28 protein-coding genes are annotated in these 26999 nt (G+C 31.6%); 15 read left to right on the top strand and 13 right to left on the bottom strand.

Annotated features, from left to right (window positions below):
- Positions 1 to 6: 6 nt before the first annotated feature.
- The 4 genes from ABYI63_RS12330 to ABYI63_RS12315 all read right to left on the bottom strand — a co-directional run bounded on the left by ABYI63_RS12330 (position 7) and on the right by ABYI63_RS12315 (position 3167).
- A complete protein-coding gene (locus ABYI63_RS12330; protein ID WP_372756657.1) occupies positions 7 to 876 on the bottom strand; it encodes a nucleoside phosphorylase in 870 nt (289 codons plus the stop codon).
- Positions 866 to 1807 (bottom strand): DUF1835 domain-containing protein, encoded by a 942-nt coding sequence (locus ABYI63_RS12325; RefSeq protein WP_372756656.1) that lies wholly within the window; start codon positions 1805 to 1807, stop codon positions 866 to 868. Before ABYI63_RS12325 ends, ABYI63_RS12330 begins: the two co-directional genes overlap by 11 nt.
- Before the next feature lie 5 nt (positions 1808 to 1812).
- Positions 1813 to 2142 (bottom strand): translation initiation factor, encoded by a 330-nt coding sequence (locus ABYI63_RS12320; protein ID WP_372756655.1) that lies wholly within the window; start codon positions 2140 to 2142, stop codon positions 1813 to 1815.
- Between the two features lie 80 nt (positions 2143 to 2222).
- Entirely contained in the window at positions 2223 to 3167 is a 945-nt protein-coding gene (locus ABYI63_RS12315) for an isopenicillin N synthase family dioxygenase (RefSeq protein WP_372756654.1), read from the bottom strand.
- Positions 3168 to 3452: 285 nt separating this feature from the next.
- Here ABYI63_RS12315 and ABYI63_RS12310 point away from each other — a divergent pair, with 285 nt between their 5' ends.
- From ABYI63_RS12310 to ABYI63_RS12300, 3 genes are all read left to right on the top strand, one after another.
- Complete coding sequence (locus tag ABYI63_RS12310; RefSeq protein ID WP_372756653.1) at positions 3453 to 3929, top strand: Hsp20/alpha crystallin family protein; 477 nt, start codon at positions 3453 to 3455, stop codon at positions 3927 to 3929.
- Between the two features lie 86 nt (positions 3930 to 4015).
- On the top strand, positions 4016 to 4441 hold the full coding sequence (locus ABYI63_RS12305) for a 3D domain-containing protein (RefSeq protein WP_372756652.1): 426 nt from the start codon (positions 4016 to 4018) through the stop codon (positions 4439 to 4441).
- Positions 4442 to 4628: 187 nt separating this feature from the next.
- Positions 4629 to 5306, top strand: coding sequence for a hypothetical protein (locus tag ABYI63_RS12300; RefSeq protein ID WP_372756651.1), 678 nt, complete (start codon positions 4629 to 4631; stop codon positions 5304 to 5306).
- Between the two features lie 2 nt (positions 5307 to 5308).
- Here ABYI63_RS12300 and mgrA read toward each other — a convergent pair whose 3' ends face one another.
- Positions 5309 to 6322, bottom strand: a complete 1014-nt coding sequence (gene mgrA / locus ABYI63_RS12295) for an L-glyceraldehyde 3-phosphate reductase (RefSeq protein WP_372756650.1) — start codon at positions 6320 to 6322, stop codon at positions 5309 to 5311.
- Between the two features lie 173 nt (positions 6323 to 6495).
- Here mgrA and ABYI63_RS12290 point away from each other — a divergent pair, with 173 nt between their 5' ends.
- The 6 genes from ABYI63_RS12290 (at position 6496) to ABYI63_RS12265 (ending at position 12697) form a co-directional block, all read left to right on the top strand.
- The gene (locus tag ABYI63_RS12290; RefSeq protein ID WP_372756649.1) at positions 6496 to 8049 is read left to right on the top strand and encodes a DEAD/DEAH box helicase; all 1554 of its coding nucleotides are present in this window, start codon (positions 6496 to 6498) and stop codon (positions 8047 to 8049) included.
- 149 nt (positions 8050 to 8198) lie between these two features.
- Positions 8199 to 9317 carry a DEAD/DEAH box helicase gene (locus ABYI63_RS12285; RefSeq protein ID WP_372756648.1) on the top strand — a complete coding sequence of 373 codons (1119 nt, stop codon included), beginning with the start codon at positions 8199 to 8201 and terminating at the stop codon, positions 9315 to 9317.
- A 26-nt stretch (positions 9318 to 9343) separates the two neighbouring features.
- Complete coding sequence (locus ABYI63_RS12280) at positions 9344 to 9796, top strand: cold-shock protein (protein ID WP_372756647.1); 453 nt, start codon at positions 9344 to 9346, stop codon at positions 9794 to 9796.
- 27 nt (positions 9797 to 9823) lie between these two features.
- On the top strand, positions 9824 to 10738 hold the full coding sequence (locus ABYI63_RS12275; protein ID WP_372756646.1) for an EamA family transporter: 915 nt from the start codon (positions 9824 to 9826) through the stop codon (positions 10736 to 10738).
- Positions 10728 to 11573, top strand: a complete 846-nt coding sequence (locus ABYI63_RS12270; RefSeq protein WP_372756645.1) for a DMT family transporter — start codon at positions 10728 to 10730, stop codon at positions 11571 to 11573. The genes ABYI63_RS12275 and ABYI63_RS12270 overlap by 11 nt, the downstream gene beginning before the upstream one ends.
- Before the next feature lie 116 nt (positions 11574 to 11689).
- Entirely contained in the window at positions 11690 to 12697 is a 1008-nt protein-coding gene (locus ABYI63_RS12265) for a glycosyltransferase family 9 protein (RefSeq protein WP_372756644.1), read from the top strand.
- 3 nt (positions 12698 to 12700) lie between these two features.
- Here the strand turns inward: ABYI63_RS12265 and ABYI63_RS12260 are convergent, their stop codons facing one another.
- Complete coding sequence (locus ABYI63_RS12260; RefSeq protein ID WP_372756643.1) at positions 12701 to 15046, bottom strand: TonB-dependent receptor domain-containing protein; 2346 nt, start codon at positions 15044 to 15046, stop codon at positions 12701 to 12703.
- A 92-nt stretch (positions 15047 to 15138) separates the two neighbouring features.
- Here ABYI63_RS12260 and ABYI63_RS12255 point away from each other — a divergent pair, with 92 nt between their 5' ends.
- Positions 15139 to 16362 (top strand): beta-mannanase, encoded by a 1224-nt coding sequence (locus tag ABYI63_RS12255; RefSeq protein ID WP_372756642.1) that lies wholly within the window; start codon positions 15139 to 15141, stop codon positions 16360 to 16362.
- 91 nt (positions 16363 to 16453) lie between these two features.
- Positions 16454 to 16999 carry a DUF4251 domain-containing protein gene (locus ABYI63_RS12250; RefSeq protein ID WP_372756641.1) on the top strand — a complete coding sequence of 182 codons (546 nt, stop codon included), beginning with the start codon at positions 16454 to 16456 and terminating at the stop codon, positions 16997 to 16999.
- A gap of 82 nt (positions 17000 to 17081) precedes the next feature.
- On the opposite strand, the gene ABYI63_RS12245 is transcribed toward ABYI63_RS12250, so the two are convergent.
- From ABYI63_RS12245 to ABYI63_RS12220, 6 genes are all read right to left on the bottom strand, one after another.
- On the bottom strand, positions 17082 to 18242 hold the full coding sequence (locus ABYI63_RS12245; RefSeq protein WP_372756640.1) for an iron-containing alcohol dehydrogenase: 1161 nt from the start codon (positions 18240 to 18242) through the stop codon (positions 17082 to 17084).
- A 22-nt stretch (positions 18243 to 18264) separates the two neighbouring features.
- The gene (locus tag ABYI63_RS12240) at positions 18265 to 19263 is read right to left on the bottom strand and encodes an NADP-dependent oxidoreductase (RefSeq protein ID WP_372756639.1); all 999 of its coding nucleotides are present in this window, start codon (positions 19261 to 19263) and stop codon (positions 18265 to 18267) included.
- Positions 19264 to 19275: 12 nt separating this feature from the next.
- Complete coding sequence (locus tag ABYI63_RS12235) at positions 19276 to 19908, bottom strand: nitroreductase family protein (RefSeq protein WP_372756638.1); 633 nt, start codon at positions 19906 to 19908, stop codon at positions 19276 to 19278.
- A gap of 24 nt (positions 19909 to 19932) precedes the next feature.
- Positions 19933 to 20592 carry an NAD(P)H-binding protein gene (locus ABYI63_RS12230; protein WP_372756637.1) on the bottom strand — a complete coding sequence of 220 codons (660 nt, stop codon included), beginning with the start codon at positions 20590 to 20592 and terminating at the stop codon, positions 19933 to 19935.
- 1 nt (position 20593) lies between these two features.
- The gene (locus ABYI63_RS12225) at positions 20594 to 21178 is read right to left on the bottom strand and encodes a TetR/AcrR family transcriptional regulator (protein WP_372756636.1); all 585 of its coding nucleotides are present in this window, start codon (positions 21176 to 21178) and stop codon (positions 20594 to 20596) included.
- A 356-nt stretch (positions 21179 to 21534) separates the two neighbouring features.
- Complete coding sequence (locus tag ABYI63_RS12220) at positions 21535 to 22104, bottom strand: acetate uptake transporter (protein ID WP_372756635.1); 570 nt, start codon at positions 22102 to 22104, stop codon at positions 21535 to 21537.
- A 298-nt stretch (positions 22105 to 22402) separates the two neighbouring features.
- On the opposite strand from ABYI63_RS12220, the gene ABYI63_RS12215 reads away from it, so the two are divergent.
- Positions 22403 to 23032 (top strand): hypothetical protein, encoded by a 630-nt coding sequence (locus ABYI63_RS12215; protein WP_372756634.1) that lies wholly within the window; start codon positions 22403 to 22405, stop codon positions 23030 to 23032.
- Positions 23033 to 23052: 20 nt separating this feature from the next.
- On the opposite strand, the gene rlmF is transcribed toward ABYI63_RS12215, so the two are convergent.
- On the bottom strand, positions 23053 to 23925 hold the full coding sequence (rlmF, locus tag ABYI63_RS12210) for a 23S rRNA (adenine(1618)-N(6))-methyltransferase RlmF (RefSeq protein ID WP_372756633.1): 873 nt from the start codon (positions 23923 to 23925) through the stop codon (positions 23053 to 23055).
- 215 nt (positions 23926 to 24140) lie between these two features.
- Here rlmF and ABYI63_RS12205 point away from each other — a divergent pair, with 215 nt between their 5' ends.
- The 3 genes from ABYI63_RS12205 to ABYI63_RS12195 form a co-directional block, all read left to right on the top strand.
- Entirely contained in the window at positions 24141 to 25409 is a 1269-nt protein-coding gene (locus ABYI63_RS12205; protein ID WP_372756632.1) for a parallel beta-helix domain-containing protein, read from the top strand.
- Positions 25384 to 26508, top strand: a complete 1125-nt coding sequence (locus ABYI63_RS12200; RefSeq protein WP_372756631.1) for an SO2930 family diheme c-type cytochrome — start codon at positions 25384 to 25386, stop codon at positions 26506 to 26508. Before ABYI63_RS12205 ends, ABYI63_RS12200 begins: the two co-directional genes overlap by 26 nt.
- Before the next feature lie 350 nt (positions 26509 to 26858).
- On the top strand, positions 26859 to 26999 hold a 141-nt coding region (locus tag ABYI63_RS12195), incomplete at its 3' end, for a ferredoxin family protein (protein WP_372756678.1).

Raw genomic sequence — 26999 nt, 5'->3', positions numbered from 1 at the left:
TCTAATTTATTCAATAATTTTGTTAAGTGTGTAAATTATCAGGTTTTCAACAACTTGCCCCGGGTTTTTACTAAATGTTCCATTGGCTCTGTTGGCTATGATGGCGTTTATGGATACCGCATGATGACCTAATAGTTTAGATAAACCATAAATGGCCGATGTTTCCATTTCGAGGTTTGTAACTTTTACACCATTAAAATTGAAATTGTCCATTTTATGATTTAAGTTTTCATCTTGAATGGCTAAACGTAGCACACGACCTTGTGGTCCATAAAAACCGCCTGCCGTAGCTGTTAACCCCTTGAATGTAAGATTACTTTCTATTTTTTTTTGAAGAAATTCACTATTTTGAATGATAAGTGGTTTTGCTTTATTTGCATCCCAATTAGTGTGTTTAATAAAAGCAGATTCCATTTCAGGATTTCGTATAGATTCAATTTGATAAAAATGAAGCATGCCATTAATATCTAATCCGTGGGTACTTAAAACAAAACTGTCTACTGGAATATCATTTTGTAAGGAGCCAGATGTTCCAACTCTTATAATTTCTAAACTAGTTAATTCCTTTTTAGGTATTCTGGTTTCTAAATCGATGTTAAAAAGTGCATCTAATTCATTTAAAACAATATCTATATTGTCTGGTCCAATACCTGTTGAAATTACGGTTATACGCTTTCCACGGTATGTCCCGGTGTGTGTTTTGAATTCTCTTTTTTGAGTTTCAAATTCTATGCTATCAAAATGCTTTGAAATTTTTGGAACTCTATCCTGATCACCAACTAATATGATTGTTTTGGCAACATGTTCTGGTTTTAAATTGAGATGATACACACTACCATCAGGATTTAATATGAGTTCGGATGCTTTAATGGGCATTATATACTGTTTTAATGAGTTTATTTTCTTTTTTATTGAATTGAAATTCAAATCTATTTACGCCTCCAAAAGTCATATTGTTGTCTATTTCACGGGCAAAATTGTGCTGCCCGATCAAGGCTTCATGGCCACGTCTGTTTAATTTTAATTGCGTATCATCTTCATCAAAAAAAATGCTAAGCTTCTTCATTAATCTTAAAATCTGTATGTCACTATAACCATAATATCCTTGATAGTTAAGTGCATAACCTAACAAATGATGTTCCGATTTAATGGCCGTGTCTCTTACAATTTCTAAAATATTTCGCTCCATAACATTTAAACCATCTTTAGTTTCTGGAAAACGTTCTAGATGCGCTTTTAAACAATTGCTTAAATATTTAAACGATGATTTTTTCACAATAAAAGGTTTTAATAAGTTGTGGTCTCTTCCGCAATAAATACCCCAAACGGTACGAGCCATATCTATATCTTCAGTATTTAACAATACTTTATCTCTATAATGTTTTAGTAGTTGACCGGATTTGAGTTCGGCTAAACCTTTTAAGTTTTTATTTCGCTCTACTTTACCACTACAAACCAAGTACAAAGGCAAATTGATTTTTTTTTGATGAATTAAACTTATAACAGCCAACATGTTAATATGGCAAAATAAATCGTATTCAAACCAAAGTACAATTTCCGAATACTTTTCTGGATGATTTAATTTATCCAATGATTGTTTAATTTCTGAAATATCTAAATCGATATCGTAGAATTCAGATAAAAATGATTTTCGCAGTTTTAAAAATTCATCTGAATACACTTGTTCAACCGTAGGACCTTCACATAGCATTTCTTGCCATGTTATGATGTCTCCTTCTATATTTAGTTCATGCAAATATTTAGTAAGTACATGACCATTGGTAATATGGAGTATAAATTTGTTCATAAAAGTTAGCCTCCTACACGCTTAACGTTAAAACCTTTTTCTTTTAGCATATTCATTATTTTATCACGATAATCACCTTGAATGATGATTTTATCATCTTTAAAACTACCACCTACACTTAATTTGGTTTTAATTTCTTTAGCCAAAATTTTAAAATCTTCTGTAGCCCCAGTATAGCCTTCTAAAATGGTTATTGGTTTTCCTTTACGCTTTTCGTATTTACAAATAATTGGGTCGTCTTGCATCCATATAGCTGTAGATTCCTCATTGTTTTCAACAGATTCTTCTTCGATGTGATCTGGAAATAGGTTTTTTAGTTGATCTTGTAAATCCATTCTTAGACAGTTTATTTGCTGGGTTCAATATATTCGAAAACTATTAAAATATATCGATTTTCTTCATTGATTAAATAGTATTATTTTTTAATTAATCCAAGTTCAATTAATCGTTCTGTTAAAAATTCTCCAGCAGTAATATCTTCAAATGCTTTTGGGTTATTATCATCAATACATTGCTCTAAAACATTCAGTTTCATATCACTAATTGGATGCATAAAAAATGGAATAGAGTAGCGTGATGTGCCCCAAAGCTCACGTGGAGGATTTATAACACGGTGTATGGTTGATTTCAATTTATTATTGGTATGTCTAGACAGCATATCTCCAACATTAATCATTAATTCATCTGGTTGGGCTATAGCATCTATCCATTCTCCCTGATGATTTTGGACTTGTAATCCGCGACCTTGAGCTCCCATTAACAACGTAATAAGGTTAATATCTCCATGTGCTGCTGCGCGAACAGCATCTTTTGGTTCCTCTGTAATAGGTGGGTAGTGTATGGGGCGTAATATGGAATTTCCGTTAAGAATATAGTTATCAAAATAAGTTTCTTCTAGCCCTAAATGCAATGCTAATGCACGTAACACGTATTTAGCTGTTTTTTCAAGCATTTTGTAGGTTTCTTTTCCAACTTTATTAAATTCAGGAAGCTCTTCTACAATTACATTGGCCGGATATTCTGCTTCTAGTTTCGGGTTGTTTTCCACATATTGCCCAAAATGCCAAAACTCTTTCAAATCCCCTTCCTTTTTTCCTTTGGCACTTTCTTTTCCAAAAGATACATATCCTCGTTGCCCACCTATACCTGGGATTTCATATTTTTGTTTTGTTTCAACCGGTAAATCAAAGAAATTTTTTACTTCCGTATATAAATTATCAACTAAAGCTTCGTTTAAAAAATGACCTTTTAAAGCGACAAATCCGATATCTTCGTACGCCTTACCTATGGAATTAACAAATTGTTGTTTTTTAATGGCATCTCCTGAGAGAAAATCGTTTAAATCTATACTTGGTATCATGATGTGTGAAATCGTTTTTTTATGTTTATTAACAAATGTACAAAAACAATAAATAGCTTAGTATAATACCTAAAAAATGGCTGTTAGTTAATTGCAAATAAACTATAGTATTATTTTTGAAAAAATGGCATATTATTTCGTATAAATATGTCATAATTACCTAATAACAAGTGTTTTAACATGAAAAAACGACAGGTAATCTGAAATTTTTTCAGTTTTTTTTAATTGGTATTTTAATTGCTATTATAATTATAAAATTTATTGTTTAACCTAAATTATTTAATTATGAGCACTTTAATTCCAACAATTAAAAGAGATAAAAAGCCAGCTGAAAGTAATTTTAATTTAACACCTTATTTACCATCTTGGTTTGATGATATTTTAGGTAAAGGCTTAGGTACCGAATTTATGTCCAACTTCAACACAGGGATTACTTTACCAGCAGTAAATGTAATTAACTCAGATAGTGAATTTGTTATAGATATGGCTGTTCCAGGGTTGAAAAAATCTGATTTTGAAATTAACATTGATAATAATATTTTATCTATTGGGGTTGAAACTAAAACTGAATCTAATGAGAAAAAAGAAAACTATACTCGTAGAGAGTTTGGGTATTCTTCATTTAATAGAACATTTACCATTCCAGATTCTGTAAACACTGAAGCCATTTCAGCCGACTATAAAGAAGGTATTTTAAAAATTCATCTTCCTAAAAAAGAGGAAGCTAAAAAGAAACCAGCAAAGAAAATTAGTATTTCTTAATTTAGAAAGGAAGCCCAAAAAGCTTCCTTTTTTTTTACGTGATATTGTTTTAGTACTAATTTTGTATCTTTATTTAAATTTACTGCATGGTTAATAGACTTTTAGTTTTTGTAGTTTTAATTCTTTTTTTTAATTGTAAAAAGGAAGAAATTCCTTTTGAAGATCATTACACATGGCATAAACTTAAAGTTACCGCATCCGCATATAATTCTGTGAAAAATCAAACAGATTCAAACCCTCATATTACTGCTTTTGGAGATAGTTTAAAACCAGGGTTAAATTATGTTGCAATTTCTAGAGATTTGTACAGAAAGGGATTAAAACATAATACGCCTATAAAAATTGAAGGTTTTGATAGCATTTATTATGTAAAAGATAGAATGCATGGCAAGTGGAAAAATAAAATAGATATTTATATGGGAACCGATATAAAAGCTGCCAAAAATTGGGGTAGAAAAAAGGTTTCCATACATTATGGAATTTTAAAGCCAACGGATAGTATAAAAAACTAAATAGCTTCAGGTTTTCGATTAAAATTGAATGTTTAATTAAATAATTATAAAAATATAGGTTAAGGAATGGTTTTTGTTAAATCATTGTGAAATAAGGTTACTTAATAAGGTTTTCCATCAGAAAAAAATATCTTTGGTAAATATTTATGCGATTAAGTAGAAAAAATAAACCTATTTAATGAGACAAATGAAACTGATTTTAACTTTTACTATATTTTTTACATTAATATTTTCTGTTAATGCACAAATTGATAGCAATAATAAATCTATGTCAATTCCTGCGGTTGAAAGCAAAAAGGAAACCAATATTGCTCCTAAAACAACACCCTCTCAACCCTTAAATAATTCTACAATTTACGGTAGTTTAAATAAACCAAATTTAAATACTGGGGTGGAAGCACCTAAAAAAGAGTTTTCATTATTTGGTGAAAAATTCGGAAATCCTGGAGAACTATATTCTAAACAATTAGATAATCACTTAGCCGATACCAAACTTACACCAGCTGAAGTTGAAGCACGAAATGGTAGTTCAACCGATCAATATTTTGGTGATTTTAAAAGTAATGCAAAATTTGTAAATATCTCTTTTAGAGATCATGGTGCTATTGATGGTGATTTGATTCAAGTAAGAGTTAATGATGACGTAGTAATGGCAAGGGTTTTTCTAACAGGAGGCTTTCAAGGACTAAAATTGGATTTAAAAAAAGGATTTAATAAAATAGATTTTGTTGCATTAAATCAAGGTGAATCAGGACCTAACACTGCCGAATTTCAAGTGGTTGATGATTTAGGCAATCTGGTGTCTGCAAACCGTTGGAATTTAGCAACAGGCGTAAAAGCAACTATTATTATCGTTAAGGATTAATTTTAGTTTATAATTTTTTCAATTAAATCTAACTCTTCTTTGCTAAAGTTTAAATTTTCAAGAGCTTTTACATTTTCTTTTAATTGACTTGCGGAACTTGCACCAATTAGAACTGAAGCTACCTGAGGTTGTCTTAAAATCCAAGCAATCGCCATTTGAGATAGTTTTTGTGTTCTATTTTCTGCAATAATGTTCAATCCTTTAATTTTATCCAAGTTAGAAGTTACTGCTTCTTCATTTAAATAGGTTAAATCTTTTGCTGCTCTAGAATCTTTTGGAATACCTTTTAAATATTTATCGGTAAGCATTCCCTGAGCTAGCGGAGAAAATGCAATGCAGCCTACTCCATTAGCTTCTAAAGTTTCCAAAAGTCCATCTTCAACCCAACGATCTAGCATCGAATAGCGCGCCTGATGTAAAATAAAAGGAACATCCAATCGTTTTAAAATTTTAGCAGCTTCTTGGGTTTCCTTTGGTTGATAATTAGAAATTCCAACATATAATGCTTTTCCCTGGCGAACAATATCAGCCAAGGCTCCCATGGTTTCTTCTAAAGGCGTGTCTGGATCTGGTCTGTGATGGTAAAAAATATCTACATACTCCAATCCCATACGTTTTAAACTTTGGTCTAAACTAGAAATTAAATATTTTCTAGAACCCAAATTACCATAGGGTCCAGGCCACATATCATAACCTGCTTTGGTTGCAATAAAAAGTTCATCTCGGTAATTTTTAAAATCTTTTTTAAAAATAACACCAAAATTTTCTTCTGCTGAACCATAAGGTGGCCCATAATTATTGGCTAAATCAAAATGAGTTATACCTAAGTCGAATGCACAGCGCAATATCTCCCTTGCATTTTGAATATTATCAACAAACCCGAAATTATGCCACAAACCAAGTGACAATGCGGGTAGAAGAATACCACTTTTTCCTGTTCTGTTATAAGTCATACAATTATAGCGTTCAGAATGAGCTAAGTATTCTTTCGTTTCCGATTTATCGTTGATTTGCATATTCAAAGGTGTTTAAATTTCAAATATATAAATTACTTTTTAAGAAATGGCGAAGCGTTACAATTCATATCAAATTTCAAAAAAAAATAAAATTCATTTGAAATTTTAGCATAAACATTCGTCATAAACGCTCTAAAGGTGTTATTTTTGCACGCCTTATACATAACAGATACATGTCAATATCAAGAACTGAACAAGAAGAAAGAAATACGGGTAAAGATTTATATAGCTACCAAAAAGGTGCTATAGATAAAATTTTTAAAGCCTTTGAAGAATCGCCATCCGATTATCATTTGCTGTACCAATTACCTACGGGTGGTGGTAAAACTGTTATATTTTCTGAAATTGTAAGACAGTACCTTAAACATCATAAAAAGAAAGTGTTAGTAATGACACATCGTATTGAATTATGTAAGCAAACTTCCAATATGCTTACAGAGTTTGATGTTCAAAACAAAGTTATTGATAGTAAAGCCGACTTAAGCGATCAAGCAAATTATAGTTGTTTTGTGGCTATGGTAGAAACCTTAAATAACCGTTTAAATGATGATAAGCTAGATATTTCGGATATTGGATTAGTGATTATTGATGAGGCCCATTACAATTCATTTACTAAATTGTTTAAGTTTTTTAGTCAATCTTTTATTTTGGGAGTGACTGCAACACCTTTAAGTTCTAGTATTGAATTGCCTATGACAGACAATTACGATGAGTTAATTGTTGGTGAAAGTATTGAATCACTTATAGAAAACGGCTTTTTGGCTCGTGCTGAAATGTTTACATATAATGTGGGGTTAACATCGTTAATCGTAGGAGCTAATGGTGATTATACCGTAAAATCTTCTGAAGATTTATATACTGCCGATGATATGCTTTCAAAGCTTGTTCAAGCTTACGAGGAACGTGCTAAAGGCAAAAAAACATTGATTTTTAATAACGGTATTAACACGTCTCTGCATGTTTACGATACGTTTAGACGTGCTGGATATCCAATAGCGCATCTGGACAATACTAATACCAAAAAGGAGCGCGCCATGATTCTTAAATGGTTTAAGAAAACACCAGATGCTATTTTAACGTCGGTTAGTATTTTAACCACTGGTTTTGATGAGCCCTCTGTGGAAAGCATCATTTTAAATCGAGCTACAAAATCATTAACTCTTTATTACCAAATGATTGGTCGTGGTTCCCGTATTTTAAAAAATAAGAAAAGTTTTAGCGTTATCGATTTAGGTAACAACTTTCATCGTTTTGGGCCATGGGGAGATAATTTAGATTGGCAACGTATATTTAAATCACCAAACTATTATTTAGATTCAATTTTAGGTGACGAAGAATTAGAAAGTAATTTTAGGTATGAAATGCCAGATGAGCTTCGTAAAGAGTTTGGAAAATCTAAGGATGTTTACTTTGATATCCAGAAAACATATGTGGATTCTATTAGAAATGGAGAATCCTCAAAAGTAGTTTTAGAACGTTCTATTGAACAACATGGTAAGATTTGTGTAGAAAACAGTGAAGATGTTTATGATGCTTTGGCATTAGCTAAAATGCTGGGTGATGATATCGATTTTAGAATTCAACGTTACACTAAATGTATTAGTAAAAGTACCTACAACTTCGTGGAATGGTTAAAAGACGATTATAGAAAGAAATTAAATGCATATTTACGTGCTAATTTTGATGAAGTTTTTGAAAGTATCCACGGGTATCCGCCAGAAGATTAGAGTAAGTTTTCAAAATACTGCTTACTTGTTGTAATTCTGTTTAGTTGCGTGCAGTCTAGGCCTTAATTTCAAAATGGATTTTAATTATTCATTATTAATTATTCATTCAGTAAAAATAGGTGTATCTTTACAGCATCGTAAAAACAAGTATGCCAACATTTTTAGAATTAGGGGTTAAGAAAGACCTTGTAAAGGGACTTAAAGAATTAAATATAACAACCCCAACTAATATACAAGAACAAGCCATTCCTGTATTATTAGATACTCCAACCGATTTTATTGGACTAGCACAAACAGGAACCGGTAAAACGGCTGCTTTTGGGGTGCCTATTTTACAACAAATAGACGCCACTTCAAATACTGTGCAAGCCCTTATTTTAGCCCCAACACGGGAGTTAGTTCAGCAAATAAAAAAGCAACTATTCAAATTCACAAAATATTCAGAATCTAAAATATTTGCAGAAGGCGTTTACGGAGGGGAAAAGATTGAGAAGCAAATTTCAGCTTTAAGAAGAACAACTCATATTGTTATTGCAACACCTGGACGTTTATTAGATTTAATAGAACGCGACTGTTTAAACATAAAAAATGTTAAAACCTTAGTGTTGGATGAAGCCGATGAAATGCTAAGCATGGGTTTTAAAGAAGATTTGAATAAAATACTTAAATACAATACAGGAAAACGACATACTTGGTTATTTTCGGCAACCATGCCTGAAGAAATTCAGCGTATTATTAAAACCTATATGTCGCCAAATGCAGTTAAAGTAGAAGTTAACAAGGAAGATTTGGTTAATGCGAATATTTCGCACCAGTACATTTCAACTAATATTAAAGAAAAATTCAATATATTAGTAACATTGTTAGGAAGACGTAAGAATGAACGAGGAATTATTTTCTGTAGAACGAAAGCGGGCACTAAAGATTTAACTGAAAAACTTCAAGACGAAGGCTTTTCAGTCGGAGCTCTAGAAGGAGATATGCAACAAAAGGAACGCGATAAAGTAATGCGAGCTTTTAAAAACGAATCGTTACAAATTTTAATTTCTACAGATGTTTCTGCAAGAGGAATTGATGTGGATAATTTATCGTTTGTAATTCATCATCAACTTCCTGAACAACTAGAGTATTATACGCACAGAAGTGGCAGAACTGCACGTGCAGGCAACACTGGAATTTCTATAGCTTTAATCATACCAGGCGAATTACAAAAAGTATTGGATATTCAAAAAGCATTGAATATTCAAATAAAAGAAATAATTATATAAATAACTTAAACCCTTTACCGTAAACAATGGCAAAATCACAAGTAACTTTTAACAAAATTGAAAAAGAAAAAAAACGTTTAAAAAAACGCGAAGAAAAACAGAAAAAGAAAGAAGCTCGTAAAGCTGAAGCTAAAGAAAACCCACAAGGTATTCAGTTCGCTTACGTAGATCATAATGGAAATTTAACCGATACACCACCAGATCCATCAATGAAGGTTAAAGTTGATGCTGAAAGTATAGAGTTAGGAATTCCTAAAAAAGAAGATAGGGGCGAAGAAGAATTTAAAGCTAATGAAGGTAAAGTATCTTTCTTTGATACTTCAAAAGGCTTTGGTTTTATAATTGACAACAACAACCAAGAAAAATACTTTGTACATGTTAGTGGGTTGTTAGAGCCTATTAAAGAAAATGATACTGTTACTTACGAATTAGAGCGCGGACAAAAAGGAATGAATGCGGTTCGTGTAAAAAAGATTTAGTTATTTAAGTAAATTCAATAAGAATTTATGAGTGTACCTCGTAAAACAGTACTCATTATATTGGCTTTTTTTGCAATTTATGTTATTTGGGGTTCTACGTATCTTCTTAATAAAATTGTTGTAACAGAGGTAGCTCCGCTTTATTTGGCGTCTATTCGATTTACTACAGCTTCAATTTTAATATTTGCAATTGCTAAATTTTTAAAGTTTAATTTAAAAATTAGCAAGCGTCAATTTTTAAATAATATATTTGCCGGCTTTTTGTTTTTGGTATACGGAAATGGTGTATTTGTTTGGGCACTAAAATATGTTGATAGTGGTTTTGGTGCTTTAGAAGCATCTATTCAACCGCTCATGGTTTTAGCTATGATGCGCTTGGTTGATGGTAAAAAAATTAAAACCACTTCTATTATCGGTATTTCATTAGGCATCATTGGTATGTTTTTGTTGGTAAGTCAGCAACAACTATCATTTCAAGAAAATAGCTTTATTGGTATTATAATGATTTTTACTTGTGTAATTAGCTGGAGTTGGGGTAGTTTATTTGTAGCTCGTGCTGAATTGAGTCCCAATTATTTTGTAAATACAGCCTATCAAATGCTTACTTCAGGCATCATGCTTTCAATCTTAAGTTTTGGTTTAGGAGAGACATGGTTATCACCAGTTCATTGGAGTCCGTCCGCACAATTTTCAATGTTACTTTTAATTGTATTCGGTAGTATAGTTGCATTTACGGCATTTAATTATTTACTTAAAGAAGTTTCTACAGAAAAAGTATCCACATCTGCTTATGTAAACCCCGTAATTGCTTTAATTTTAGGCTGGTATGTGTTAGATGAACAAATAACGGGGCAATCTATTTTAGCTGCTTTTATTATATTAACAGGTGTGTATTTTATAAATTCAAATCGCACCCTTAGACCTAGAATGCATGGACGTTAAAAGTGCCATTAAATTCATGATTTTAAGCACCTTGGCTTTTGCAATTATGAATATCATTGTTAAGTATTTAAATAATGTGAATACCTATCAAATCGTGTTTTTTAGATCATTAGGTTCGTTATTCTTTACGTTTGGTTACCTTCTGAAAAATAAAATCCCACTAATTGGAAATAAAAATAAACTTCTAATTTTAAGGTCTTTAGTTGGTGCAACTTCCATGTTGTTTTTCTTCATGTCGGTAAAATATTTATCGGTAGGTACAGCTGTTTCTTTACGTTATACTGCGCCTATTTTTGCTGCTATTTTAGCAGTTTTCATTCTTAAAGAGCAAATTAGGCCATTTCAATGGGTGTTTTTTGTTATTTCGTTTATTGGTGTTTTGGTACTTAAAGGAATTGACAGTCAGGTAGATACTACTGGATTAATCTTGGTTTTAATAGCAGCTATTTTAAGTGGGCTGGTTTATATCATGATAAATCAAATAGGGCAGAGTGAACATCCTGTGGTGGTAGTTAATTATTTTATGATTACAGCCATGATTTTAGGTGGTGTACTTTCTATTGGTAATTGGAAAAACCCTGTAGGTATGGAGTGGGTATTACTTTTAAGTTTGGGAGTTTTTGGATATTTTGGTCAAATTTATATGACTAAAGCGTTTCAAATGGCATCTACAAATATTATTGCACCTTTAAAATACGTTGAAGTTGTTTTTACTGTAATACTTGGCGCTACATTATTTAATGAAGTTTATACCTTTTGGAGTTTATTAGGTATGGTTTTAATAATTAGTGGTTTGGTATTGAATGTTTGGTACAAAGGACGTTTGAAGCAATAAGTTTAAAGTTTTATATAATAATTAAGGTGGAAATTGTAATTTTCGCCTTTTAAAATTTGTTATAATATTAAGAAATGGGATTTAAACAAAGTATAAATCATGTAAGAAGGCAGGTCATGAACTTTATTACCAAGCGAGTTGGTCGTTCTTATTCCGAACCTGTAATAAAACCAGGGCAAAAAATTGATATTAAAAAAGTACTTATTGTTAGACCCAATCACCGATTAGGAAATCAATTACTTTTAACTCCACTAGTGCAGGAGGTTATAAATACTTTTCCTAATTGTAAAATCGATTTGTTTGTAAAGGGAGGTGTTGCTAATCCGGTTTTTGAAAACTATGAGCATGTTGAAAAAATTATTCAACTTCCGAAAAAGCCTTTTAATAATATTTTGAAATACATAAGGGTATGGATTTCAATAAAAGGAAAAAAATATGATTTAGTTATCAATGGGGATAAAAGCTCATCTTCAGGACGCTTATTAACTCAAATGGCTAATGCAACTTTTAAGATATTTGGTGATGTGGATGAAAATATTCAAAAGAAGTATGCCGACTACAAACATATTTCTAAATTACCTATTTATATTTTTAGGAGCTATATGTCGAAATTAGGGTTTCCAAAAAATGATTCACCCTTACCTGTTTTGAATTTAAAATTGACGGAAGAGGAGTTAAGTAAAGGCAGGCAAATATTAGATGGAATAATTAACAACACAAAAAAAACTATTTGTATTTATACTAATGCAACGGGAAATAAGTGCTATTCTGAATCTTGGTGGGAAACTTTTTATAGCCGATTATTAAAGGAGTACCCCGATTATAATATTATTGAAATGTTACCTATTGAAAACGTTTCTAAAATAAATTTTAAGGCACCTCATTTTTATAGTCAAGATCTACGAATCATGGGAGCAATTATAAAAAATACTTCCATTTTTATTGCTGCTGATAATGGCGTAATGCATTTGGCGAGTGCTTCTTTAACACCAACTATTGGATTCTTTTGGGTTACCGATCCTGAGATTTATGGCCCTTATGGCAATGGCAGCCTACCAATAAATACAGATAAAACAACCATCGACGATTGGATAAAAAGTATAAACACCATACTTAAAACTTAAAATTTAGCGTATTCTTTGTCCTGAAAACTCCATGGCTTCGCCTTTGCCAAAACCATAGCTAATTCCGAAAGTAATAAAACGGCCTCTTTGCCTGCTGTTATATAAGTAGTAGGTAGATTGCGTGGTGGTAGTTTCATCAATTCTTGAAGCGAATAAATCACGTACACTAATGTTTAAAATAGTTTTTCCTTTAAATACCTTTTTACGTATTCCAATATCTGCAAATAAGTTGTCTGATATTTCATTTTGAAAGGTCTTAAAACTAGAATTATAATTTCCGGTAACTTCTAAATCGAAGCGTGCAGGTAACTTAAATTTTGATGTTAAACTAGCAGACCAACGTGTTCCTTTAAAATCAAATGAAGTATCTTCAAAATCTCCTTTTCTATTGAAGTGGCTATAATTGAAATCTCCATTAATAGCCAACCAATCAGAAGGATTGTATTTACCATTCATTTCTATGCCCGAGGTGGTATTGGTTCCAATATTTTCAGGTTTAGAGGTATTTACACTATTTTCAAATGTATTAACGCGTTCTATGATATCTTTTGTAAATCGATTAAAAAAACTCATGTTTACCGAGGCTTTTTCGAATTTATGAATGCTTGTAATTTCAAATGAATCGGTATACTCCGGATTCAAATCAGGATTCCCTGTAGAGATGCTAAAGTTATTTCTAATGTTAGTAAAAGGGTTTAAATCTCGTAATCCAGGCCTGTTGATTCTTTTGGAATACCCTGCTTGGAACGACATATTATCAGATAATTTATAAGACGTATGAAGTGTTGGAAATAAATTGGTATATCCTTTATTATTTTTAATGTCAGAAGTTTTTAAATAGGTGCTTATATCGGTGTTTTCCAATCGTAGGCCTAGTTTTACACCCCATATAGCACCTTCATAAGCCAAGGTATTATAAACACCCAATACATTCTGATTAAAGTTAAATATGTTTGCTATTTCGTCAATAGCATAATCATTAGTTACTTTATTTATAGCATATTGAGAGCCCGTTTCTAAAGTAAAAGTTTCAAGGAAAGGGTGGGTGTAATCTAATTTAAAGGTATAGTCTTCTAAAGCATAATCTGTTCTAGCTTCCTGAACTTCATCGGGATTATCTCCTAAAATTGTGGTATTGTTAAAAACGGACGATTCATCTTTTTTAAAGGAACTTCCCAAAGCACTAAATAATAATGCCTGATCTTTATGCCTTTCAAAATTCATTTTATATTGTAATTCGTAGCGTAATTTCGGGTTATTGGCTTCAGTTGCTTCTTGCCTTAACCAAGTATCTGTTACGGTTTCATTGGTGTCTGTTTCATTGTAAGTAGCTGTAGAGTTTTGATCTTCTACTTCAAAAGCATAAGAACCAGAAAGTGTTAAAACGTTTAAAGGATTTATATGGTAATCTGCTCCTAAAATAAAGTTATTAAACTTTTCATTCATTTGGCGTTCACCAATACTTGTTATAGTGGTGTTGGATATTAAATCGGAATTTATAGTTTTATTATCTTCAGGGAATGTGCGTCGCCCAATTCCAACCTGACTAAAAATATTAAAGTGCTCGGTTCTTTTATTTAAACTCATTCCAAAACTATTACTATTAGGAAATCCTGCATTTAAAGAAACTGAACCGTTAAGTCCTTTTTTTTCGGACTTTTTCATGATTATATTAATAATACCAGCAGTACCAGAAGCTTCATATTTTGCAGAAGGATTGGTAATAACCTCAATCTGCTCAATCATATCAGCGGTTATAGTTCCAAGAGCATTACTTCCTGCACTTGATAGTACAGAAGGTTTTCCATTTATTAATATTTGCACACCAGAGCTTCCCCTTAAACTAATTTCACCCTCAATATTAACATTAACAGAAGGCACATTATTTAATACTTCTAAAGCACTGGCTCCTGTGTTGCTTAAATCGGTGCCAACATTAAAAATACGTTTATCTAATTTGAATTCTGTTTGTGATATTTCAGCTTTAACAACAACTTCATCTAAAGCTTGTTGGTCTTCTTGTAAAATTATAGTTCCTAAATTTATTTTTTTTCCAGTTAATTTTTCTTTGTTGAATCGTTTTGTAACATATCCAATAAAACTTACTTCAATATAAAAATTATTAGAATCTACCTTAATGAAAAAAGAACCATTAGGTTTGGTAATGGTACCCGTAATAGGGTTTTTAGTAGTATTATCTAATATGGATATAGTTGCATATTCAATAGGTTGGTTGTTAACCGATTCTAGAACTTTACCCGTAATTTCTATGCTTGCCTGTTGTGCACTGGCTGTAAAACAAGAAAGAAAAACAAATAAAACTAAGAAAATGTAAAACTGTTCTCTCATAAGTAAGAAAAATTAATAAAAACAAATATAACCATATACTTCATGAAGATATTCGAAAAAAAATTTAATTTGCTCAATAATTTTGGAAACCAATGTTTATATCAGTACAAAATAATCAATTTATTAAAAACAATAAACCTTATCATTTTATAGGTACAAATTTTTGGTATGGCGCACATTTGGCTGCTGAAAAATCTGGAAATAGAGTGCGTTTATTAAAAGAGTTAGATGTTTTACAAACACATGGTATTACTAATTTAAGAATAATGGCAGGGTCCGAAGGGGCAGATCATTTACCTTATAGTATACCCATATCCATGCAACCTAAATTAGGTGTTTATAATGATGATATTTTAGAAGGCTTAGATTTTTTGCTTTTTGAAATGAAAAAACGAGATATGCATGCAGCTGTATGTTTAAGCAATTTCTGGTATTGGTCTGGCGGACTATCACAATATCTTTCTTGGGCAACTGGCAATCAAATTCCCTATCCAAATGACACTGGTAATTGGGAAAAATACATGCGATTTACAGCTAATTTCTATGGGAATGAAGATGCAATTTCTGCTTATTTAATGCATGTTAAAACTATTATAACTCGTATAAACTCTATATCAGGTTTGCCCTATTTTGAAGACGATACTATTATGAGTTGGGAGTTAGCAAATGAACCTTACGCCATTCAACACAGACAGGAATACTTAAATTGGATTGAAAATTCTAGTAAGTTTATTAAAAAACTTGCTCCCAATCACCTCGTAACCATAGGAGGAGAAGGTAATACGCCATTTTCATTTTTTACTAACAATAATTGTTTGTCTGATTATAGTTTTGATAGTTTGGATTATATAACCATTCATATTTGGATTCAAAATTGGGAATGGTACAATCCTGAAAAACATGATTCAACATACCAAAAAGCATTAAGGAAAGCTAAGAATTATATTAAAGATCATATCGCCGTGGCAAATACATTAAATAAACCTGTGGTTTTGGAAGAATTCGGCATTTCAAGAGATAATTTAATTTACACAAATCAATCATCTGTAAATCATAGAAATATATATTTTAAAGATATTTTTAATATTCTTTTGGAACACACAAAAATGAAAAGTCCTTTGGTGGGATGTAATTTTTGGGCTTGGGGTGGTTTAGGTACAGTGAATACACCAGGAGAAGTATCTAATAACAACTTGGAGTTTATAGGAGATCCTGCCCACGAACCACAAGGTTGGTATAGTGTATTTGAAAATGACGCATCCACACTTCAAATTATAAAGGAGTTTAACTCGGAACTAAATCAGCAAAATCTATAAGACTTATAATGGCAACATTTATTTTTAACGTTTTGTTATTAGTCATTATTATATGTATTTAGTAAATTAGGTTATGCTTAATTTATTAAAAATGAAATCTTTTTACTTTTTCATAAGTGTTAATGTTTTAACCTTAATGTCGTGTGTATCTCATAAATCTATAGTTTCTCAAGAAGACATAGATGCCTTAGATTCATTAGTAAAAAATCAGCGTTTTCAAATTCATTCCGATTGGTTATATCCGCAGGCTTCAATAGCCTTACAACAAGTTTTAAATTCAGGTATTTTACAAGGAGGGAATAATGCAAACAGTATAAGCTTAATTGGGAATCCTAATTTTATACGAATTTCTGGTGACTCTATTTCATCGTATTTGCCTTATTATGGAGAACGCCGAATGCAAGTGGATTATGGTGGCCGCGATAGTACTATTGAATTTGAAGGCTTGGTAAAGAATTATAAAGTAGAGAAAAACAAAGATCATAGTTATACAATTTCTTTTGAAGCCAAAAGTAAAATGGAAGGTTTTAAAGTTTTTATTGAATTAACTCCTACTTTGAAGAGCGATGTAACAATTTCAGGAAACTCGCGCAGCTCTATTAATTATATAGGTAATGTAAAGCCATTAGATGAATAATAATTAAAATTTTCGTTGGAAAAAATAGAACCAGAATTCCCAAAGGTCCTTCTGGTTTTATTTTAAAATTTAATTTTAATACTTAATATGCCATTTTAACTATCTTTTCAACCTTGTCTGGCGATAAAGACTGGTGTTCTCCTAGTCCCAACCAACCTCGGTTTGTAAAGCGTTTTGAAATTTCTTCGGCAGTTCCTTCGTAATCTTTGGTGTAATCAGATAATTTGGTATCAATTCCTAATTCATGGAAAAAGGCAACTGTTTTTTCAATAGCCGCATGAGCTTTATCATCCAAAGTACCTTCGGTAATATTCCAAACACGTTCAGCATATTGAGCTAATTTTTCTTTTTTAGCTTCAAAATTAAACTTATAATGACTTGGAGCTATAACGGCCAAAGTTCGAGCGTGATCTATACCAAATAAAGCAGTTAATTCATGACCCATGGCATGAACTGCCCAATCTGTTGGAACGCCTTTTTGAATTAACCCGTTTAAGGCCATAGTACAACTCCACATAAAATTGGAAGCTGCTTTATAATCCGTTGGATCTTTTAATATTTTTGGAGCTACTTCTATTAAGGTTTGCATGATGCTTTCTGCAAAACGATCTTGCAATAAAGCATCAATAGGGTAGGTCATGTACTGTTCTAAAACATGGGTAAATGCATCTGTAATGCCATTTGCTAATTGGCGTTCTGGAATAGATTTAATTACCTCAGGATCTAAAATAGAAAACTGAGGAAATAAACCAGGTCCACCCATAGCCAGTTTTTCTTGGGTTTCTTCACGAGTAATAACAGCGCCAGAATTCATTTCCGATCCTGTAGCTGGTAATGTTAAAACCGTTCCAAAGGGCATCCCTTTTTCTGTTCTTATGCTTTTAGATAAAATATCCCAAGGAGAATTGCCTTCATACAATGCAGCAGATGATAAGAATTTAGTGCCATCTATTACAGAACCACCACCTACAGCTAAAAGATATGTAATTTTCTCATCTTTTATAATTTTTAAAGCCTTCATTAAAACCGCATATTCGGGATTTGCAGGGATACCTCCAAACTCAACAACATCCATATTTGCTAATGCAGTTTTTACTTGGTTATAGATACCATTTTTCTTAATACTTCCTCCTCCATAAAGTAATAATACTTTAGCATTCATAGGGATTTCAGTATTTAATTTTTCGATACTATTTTTACCAAAAATAATTTTGGTAGGATTTATAAATTCAAAATTGTTCATTTTCTTTTCTGTTTTTTTGTTGTTAAATTTCAACTATCATTTTCCCTTTGTTTTTACCTTCAAATAAATCGATAAAAGCATTCGGTATATTATCAAATCCATCAACAATAGTTTCTGTATAGGTTAGTTTACCTTCGGTTAGCCAGGTTGATAATTTTTGCATCGCTTTTGGAAATTTATCAGCGTAATTAGATACTATAAATCCTTGCATTAAAGCACTGTTTTTAACCAAAAACGGTTGTACACTTATACTTTTTGGTAATTCTGTATTGTTATAAACAGAAATAGCACCACAAATAATAATTCTTGCAAAGCGATTAATGTTGAATAATACAGCATCTGAAATAGGTCCTCCAACATTATCAAAATAAATATCTACACCATTTGGTGCTACTTTTGCGATATCTGCATTAATGTCCTTACTTGTGTTATAATTGATACCTGCATCAAAACCAAATTTAGTCTTTAGCAACTCTATTTTTTCATCCGTACCCGCAATTCCAATGACGCGAAGCCCTAGTATTTTAGCGATTTGCCCAACAACGCTACCAACAGCACCAGCCGCACCAGAAATCACAATTGTTTCTCCCGCTTTAGGTTTACCTATTTCGTTCAGTCCTAAATAAGCTGTTAAACCTGTCATACCTAAAACACCTAAGTATGTGCTTAGTGGCGCTTTAGAGCCATCTACTTTTAGTAAGCCTTCACCATTTGATACCTGTTGTGTTTTCCAACTTAATAGACCTGAAACATAATCACCTTCGACAAAATTTTTATTTTTTGAAGAAATAACTTTAGCGATTACACCAGATTGAATAGGTTTATTTAATTCAAATGGTGGTACGTATGATTTGGCATCACTCATACGACCTCTCAAATAAGGATCTACTGAAACATAAGCCGTTTCTAAAAGAATTTCGCCTTCCTTGATAGTTAAATTGTCGTTTTCAGTGGTAAATTCAAAATTGGAAATTGTTGGTTTTCCTTTTGGTCTATTATTTAATAAAATAGTCTTTATCATGGTTGTCTTTTTTTAATCTATTACAGTTACCAAATCTTCCATAGGTTTTCTAACTTTCACTAAGTTTACTAACCAATCTTCATTTTCTTTTCTGTAACCTAAAGGTAGTAATACGGCACTTCGTAAGCCTTTTTCACGCAACCCTAAGATTTCATCTACCGATGCAGGATCAAAGCCTTCAATGGGCGTAGCATCTACACCTTCAAAAGCCGCAGCAGTTATAGCATTAGCAAAAGCAATATAAGCTTGTTTTGAAGTATGATTAAAGTTTTCTTCAGCATCCTTTTGTGGATATGAATTTAGCAACATTTGTCTGTAATTTTCCCAACCTTCATTTTTAAAACCACGAATATCGTTTGTTAAATCGAACATATTATTTATACGTTCCTCAGTGTAGGTATCCCAGGCAGCAAAAACGAGAAGGTGAGAACAATCGGTTATTACAGATTGATTCCAAGCAACGGGTTTAATTTTCTCTTTTATGTCTTGATTTTTTATTACAATAATTTCGAAAGGCTGCAACCCGCTTGAAGTTGGAGCTAAACGAGCCGCTTCTAAAATACGTTCAATTTTATCTTCTGCTACTTTTTCGCCATTCATTGCTTTAGCTGCATATCTCCAATTCAATTTGTTTAATAATTCCATAGTATCAATTTTATTTTTAATTTATTATTTTGAAAGTTTTTTAATATCGTTTGAGTAAATAACAGAGTCTGAACTGTATTTTTTGTTTGCTAGATTAATCATGGCTTGCGCAATGGTTTTAGCGTTGATTATACTATAATTCTTTAGTTTTCCTATTAATAAAGGTTGAAGTATTTTAAATATATTTAAAGCCATTTTTTCTAAAAACCGGTGTTCTTTTCTTTCACCGCCTATTAAAGATGGTCTTAAAATATAAGTATGTTTTAAGTTTTGTTGTAAAACAGCTTGTTCCATTTCGCCTTTTATTCTGTTATAGAACACAGCACTTTTTGCATTTGCTCCCATGGCTGAAATTACCAAGAATGTTGAAATGTTATTTTCTTTTGAAAGTTTCGCAGCCGCAACTGGAATACCATAATCAATTTGCTTATAAAGTGATTCATTAGGTGTTTTTTTAGCAGTGGTACCAATACAGCAATACACTTCATCCGCATTAAAATCGGATTTGAATTGTTCTAGTTTTAATAAATCTCCAATAAACTGTGTTACTTTGTTAGGCAAACCTTCAATTTTTGAACGGGAAAACAATTTGATAGTTTTATATCTATCATCTGCTATTAACTTCTGAAGTATAATACTCCCCGTTAAACCAGAGGCTCCTAATATGATGGCTGTTTTCTTCATTTTAATCATTTACTTTTATACTATTCCAGGCAGCTTGATATGCTTCTTCAATGTGTGATTTTTCTATTTGAAAGACGCCGCGTTTTTGTAAAATCATTAAAAATGATAGCGGATTAATAGAATAGGCATATAATAAGTAGTCCGATATCGGTTTTATAACACCTTCCTTTTTACCGCGTTCCCATAAATCGAGTAGGGGCTGGAGGTGTTTAATTCCTTCTAATCTACTGGGTTCATCAATCATAGGCGTGTTGTCGCATTGGGCTAAAAACATAGCTTGGTCGCACTCTTTAAGTTTAAAATCGGCGATGCGTTTCCATATAATTTCAAAACCTTCTGAAACCGACATATTTTCGTTGTAAGTTTCAAAAGCGTATTTTGTGTATTCAGACTTAACTTCAATATAGGTTTGATTCACTAAATCTTGCTTATTTTCAAAATATAAATAAATGGTAGCCGGTGATACATTAGCCATTTTAGCTATTTTACTCATGGGTGTATCGTGAAAACCATTATTATTAACTAAGTCAATAGTTGCTTTAACTAGCGCATTACGCTTATCTATGCTTTTTTGAAGTTTTGCCATTTTTGTTATCATTCTGATGCAAAGATAAATTAAAAATGAATGTTCATTCTTTTTTTGCATCAATTTAACTTATCCTGGTATTGAATAAACTAACCACATATAAAATAATGCCTTAAAAGGTTTATTTTTAGTGTATTAGAATTTTTGAAATAAGTGATACTAAACCTTTAAAGTTTTGGAGTAATGGAAGAAGTTATAACTCAATATGAAATAACTGAAGTTTAAAAGCTAAAAATTAGCTTCCTATAATTGCATCAAAATATAATGTCTATCCCCATTTTATTGAGAATAGAATGTATAAAAAGACACCCACTTTTAATCTATAACAGTTAAAAGTGGGTGTTAAGTAAAAGGTGTTAATTAACCTTTACTAAAGGTTTTCCAACTTTTAGTAATTGCTTGCCAGAAACTTCATTAATAATGGTAGCAGCCATCATATACCATGCGCCTAAAGCACAGGCTATTAAAACATACGCAGCTACTGTTGTTAAATCAGGAAATCCGAAATGAGCTAAATCAAGTAATATAAAACCAATAAGTAAAGTGGTAAAAGTAAATGCCATGGCAGTGTGAATAAACAAAGAACCAACCCAAAAAATAGCGGTTAATAAAGTCCAGGCAATTAAATAATAACCAACATCGGTTTTAGAAGATGTATAAATCTCAAGGTGATTTAGTATCCAAATGAATCCTAATCCAATCCAAAAAGCACCGTAACTTGAAAAAGCGGCGAAGCCAAAGTTATTTCCAGTTTTTTGTTCCATAAAACCAGCAACCAATTGTGCTAATCCACCAAAAACAAATCCCATGGCTACAACAGGGCCTAAACCACACCATCCTAAATTGTGAAATTGTAATAATAAGGTCGTTAAACCAAACCCTGATAAACCTACTACGGCAGGATTTCCTAATTTTATAGTACTCATTTTTTATATTTTTTTAAAATCGAGCAAAAATACCAACTTTATCTTACTGTAAGTTATGATTTTTATCATTTTATTTACAATTTTCTTAATTAATAAAATATTCTTTAATTTCATCTTTAAGCTGTGTTATTAGTTTGAGATATAGTTTGCTCAGGAATAAGATCTTATATATCACGAAATTGTTTTGTATTTCATCGATTTTTTGGCTTTTAAACGAAAATTTTTAGAGTTCATGCTGTTTTTTGTTTTGTACGGAAGCTTTCTTTTTAGTTTTAGAGCATTAAAAGCTATTTCTCCCATGAAACATCTATTAAATTATTGTATTATAATTACTTTTTTAGGTAGTAGTTTGTTATTAAATGCACAAGAACTCACTAGTATTTTAGACGATTTGCCTATAAGTTATAAAAAGAATAATCCTATTTATGATATTGAAAATCATAAATTGAATAATTTAGATACCGTACCAGATTTCGATTCTAAAGCTAATAAATTAAAAATTACAGGAACTATTTTTAAAAGTGATGGAATTACGCCAGCCAAAGATGTTGTTCTATTTATTTACCAAGCAGATGAGGATGGTAATTATGAGATTCAAAAAAACAGTAAACGTAAAAGGTATGTTCACCATCGTGCTTGGATAAAAACAGATGCTGATGGAACTTATACATTTTACACTTTTATGCCAGGTAAATATTTGCGCAATAAAGAGTTAAAACAAATACATCGTGTAATTAAGGAGCCGGGTAAACCCGAATATGATATGGCTTCTTTTTTCTTTAACGACGACCCATTATTACCCGATTTAACACTCGCTTGTCGTGCTCAGGCCGCTCAAAGCATGTTAAGGTTGTATAAAGAAGGGGATATGTTGGTGGCAAAAAAGGATATTAAACTTAAAAAAGACTTTGAAGCATTGCAACAATAAGCAATGTTTTTAGATATAGTTTAAAATTTCCAGGCAACCAGTCTGCTTTGTTTGTTACCTTGTTCCATTGTTATGGTTTTGTAGGTAGCTTTTAACTTGTTCAATTGTTTATATATAACTGTAAGATTTTCTTTTTTAGAAACTAGGGTTGTAAACCATCCCACTTGTGATCTAAATGAGTCACTTTGTTTTATCATACGCTTAATAAATAGTGCTTCACCACCATTACACCACAATTCATTAGCCTGTCCACCAAAATTTAAAACCATTTCTTGTTTAGATTTGGATGTTTCTGGGTCTCCCAATTTTTTTAGTTTTTTTAAAGTTCCTTTCGTAGCTTCAGCTTCTGAACTATGAAAAGGAGGATTACACATAGTGAAGTTGAAGTATTCATTTTGCAAAATGACACCTTCAAAAATGTGCGCGTTGTTCCATTGTCTACGTATTTCAATAGCATTTTTTAAGCCTTCCGTAGGGTATAAATTTTCTTTGGCAGAGGTTACAGCAACTTCATCTATATCTGCACCAACCATCTCCCATTTATATATTTGATGAGCAAGAATAGGATAAATACAGTTTGCCCCAACACCTATATCTAAGCCTCTTATTTTCGATTTTATATCATCTTCAGCCAATATGTCATTTATATGATGGATATAATCGGCTCTCCCAGGAATAGGGGGACAAAGGTAATTTGGCGGAATACTCCAATCGGTTAATCCATAATGATGTTTTAATAATGCTTTATTTAGGTGTAATACAGCATGGTTATCGGCAAAATTTATGGTATATAGGCCAGACTTTCCTAAATGGACATAGGAAGCCAAAGCAGGATGTGTCTTAATTAGAGCCTTAAAGTCGTATGACGAATTATGGATGTTTTTAGGATGCAAAGCGAGTAATAAATTAGGTGTGAAGTTACGGCATAAGATTTAGCTTTTTATTATTTTCAATAAAATAATTTGAGTGAATAAATAAGTATAATGTACTTATGAGTATCGATTAGTAGTAAATAATTTTTAAATCTTGTATAAAATTTACCATGTGTTTTATGTTATTTTTTTTATATATTGGTAAAAGTATTACCAACTAAACCAACCACACTAGCATGAAAAAACTATTTTATTTACTAGCAATTCTCATTGCTGGTTTTGTAATCTTATTTTTTGTTTTAAAAAGTGAACCTACGCCCACTTATACCCCTGAAAGAAATTATGTAATCGGAAAGGAAAATAACATTCTTACTCAATTTTTATTGGCCAAAGATAGTACTGTTATAGAATTAGCTGAGGGGCACTTTACCTTAACTCAATCATTATTATTAGATGGTGTCAAGCATGTTGTTATAAGAGGAAAAGGAACGGATAAAACCGTTTTAAATTTTGAAGGACAATCAAAAGGTGCTGAAGGGATTAGAATCACTAATTGTGTGGGTATTACAGTTCAAGATTTAACAGTAGAAAATGCTAAAGGCGATAATATTAAAGTCATGGATACAGATGGAATAACTTTTGAAAATGTGTGTAGTTCATGGTCTGGTAAAGTTAGTGAATCCAACGGTGCTTATGCCTTTTACCCTGTACTTTGTAAAAATGTAATTATAAACCGTTGTAAAGCCATTGGAGCTTCGGATGCAGGTATTTATGTTGGGCAATCCAACAATGTGGTAATTAGTAACAATGAAGCATTTTACAATGTAGCCGGTATAGAAAGTGAAAATTCTAAAAATGTAAAAATATTTGGTAATAAGGCTTATGAAAACACCGGTGGTATTTTAGTGTTCGATTTACCAGGACTAACTCAATATGGCCAAAACATAGAAGTATTTAATAATGAAATTATTGAAAATAATACTAAAAATTTTGCAAAAAAAGGGGCTATTGTGGGTCAGGTTCCTAGTGGTACTGGCAGTTTGGTTCTCAGTACAAAAGATGTTTATTTTCACGACAATACATTTAAGAATAATAAAACCACATCTATAGCCATTGCTAGTTATGTATTAATTTACGAATTAGGAAAACGGAATGCAACAAATAAAAGCGCTACGAAAGATGTGGTTGGTTCTGTTCAGGTTATAAATAATGAATATGTTTCGGATAAGAACTACAATCCATATCCAAGAGAAATTAAAATTGGTAAAAACACCTATTCCAATTCCTATTGGTTTCCCACAATTAATAATGATTTTGGTAAAATCTTATTGATGAAAAAACCATTTCAAAAGGTACATGTGTTGTGGGATGGATTGAAAGACTCCAAATCGATTTACACGATTTGTTTTACCAAAGGAGCAGAAACCGTTCCTTTCTTAGGGTTGGATGTATTACATGATTTTAAAAATAATACCGACGATGTTTCGAAATTTAATTGTAATTAATATTCTTGTGTTTTCGTTATGTATCATTAGTTGTAACAAAACAGAAAAAAAGATTTCAAATGAAGATTATGTAAGTGTATCTGGCTTATTTATAGCAAAAGATACACTAACAAATTATTCGGAATTAGGGTTAAAGAAACTATCCGATTACGGTTTTTTCAAACAACCATTAAATCAATTAATTCCTTCTTCAAAACAAGTAGTACCATATGAATTAAATTCGGCTTTATTTACCGATTATGCTTCAAAAAAACGTTTTATTTATTTTCCTGAGGGCAATTCAGCAAGCTATATAAGTGATGAAACTGTATTAGAATTTCCAGTTGGAGCCATCATCATCAAAAATTTTTACTATAAAAATGATGATTTAAAAACGGCAAATTCCGATGTCATTATTGAAACACGTTTATTAATAAAAGAGGAAGATAACACTTGGAAAGCATTACCATATATTTGGAATGAAATACAAACCGAGGCGTATTTATATATTTTAGGAAAAGATATTGATTTGGTTTTAGAGACAAATTCGGAAAGACAGAAAAAAACAGTTTTTAAATATTCCGTTCCTAATATAAATATGTGTAAAAATTGCCATATGAAAAATAAAGAAGTAGTCCCTTTAGGGCCAACACCAAGGCAATTAAATAGAGATTACCTTTTTTCAGATAAAACACAGAACCAACTCGCATATATGACTGAAAACAAGTGGTTATCCAATATGCAACCTTTAAACGAAGTATCAAAACTCCCTGACTATTCGGACGCGTCTGAAAGCTTAAATAATCGAGCTAGAGCCTATTTAGATGTTAATTGTGCACATTGCCATCAAGATGGTGGATCCGCAAAAACTTCTGGTTTACATTTAGTTTATCAAGAACAAGATCGCTATAAATTAGGCGTTAATAAACCACCGGTAGCCGCAGGTAAAGGCTCTGGAAATTTATCTTTCGATATTGTTGCAGGACAGCCCGAAGCGTCTATTTTACTTTACAGAATGAAACATTTAGAACCTGATGTTGTAATGCCAGAAATAGGCAAAAATTTAGTACATTCTGAAGGTGTAAAACTCATTGAAAGTTGGATCGCCTCTTTGAATTAGTATAATTCTAAACGATAGCTCTTTGGTGTATTTGTAGCAACTCCTCGCTTAATACATTATAAATTTCCAAAAATCTCATCGATAGAATAGCTTCTTTGGTATAGCCAATTACCTCAAGTATCTATTATAGTTTACTTAGATCGTAAATACGTTCATATTTGAATTGTTAATTAAAAACATTCAACTATGAAACTAATTGTTATTATTCCAAGTTTAATTTTGCGCCATTTTTTTATTTAACAGGAAGTTACCATCAAGGTACTTAATTAGTAATGCCATTTCATCTTAATAAAAAAGAGTTATACTGTTAACACATATTTTTAATTCAATAACAAAAGCAAAATAAGAAAATGCCAATAAAAAGTATAAACGGTTGTATAGGTTGCGAGGAGTGCGTAAAAAGCTGTCCTACCGATGTTATCAGGTTGAATCCTGATTCAAAAAAAGCAGAGATTTTATACCCAGAAGACTGCCAAATATGCCATTTGTGC

This window comes from Mariniflexile sp., assembly GCF_041583155.1.
Taxonomy (GTDB): domain Bacteria; phylum Bacteroidota; class Bacteroidia; order Flavobacteriales; family Flavobacteriaceae; genus Mariniflexile.
This window is presented reverse-complemented; position numbering and strand designations above follow the sequence as displayed.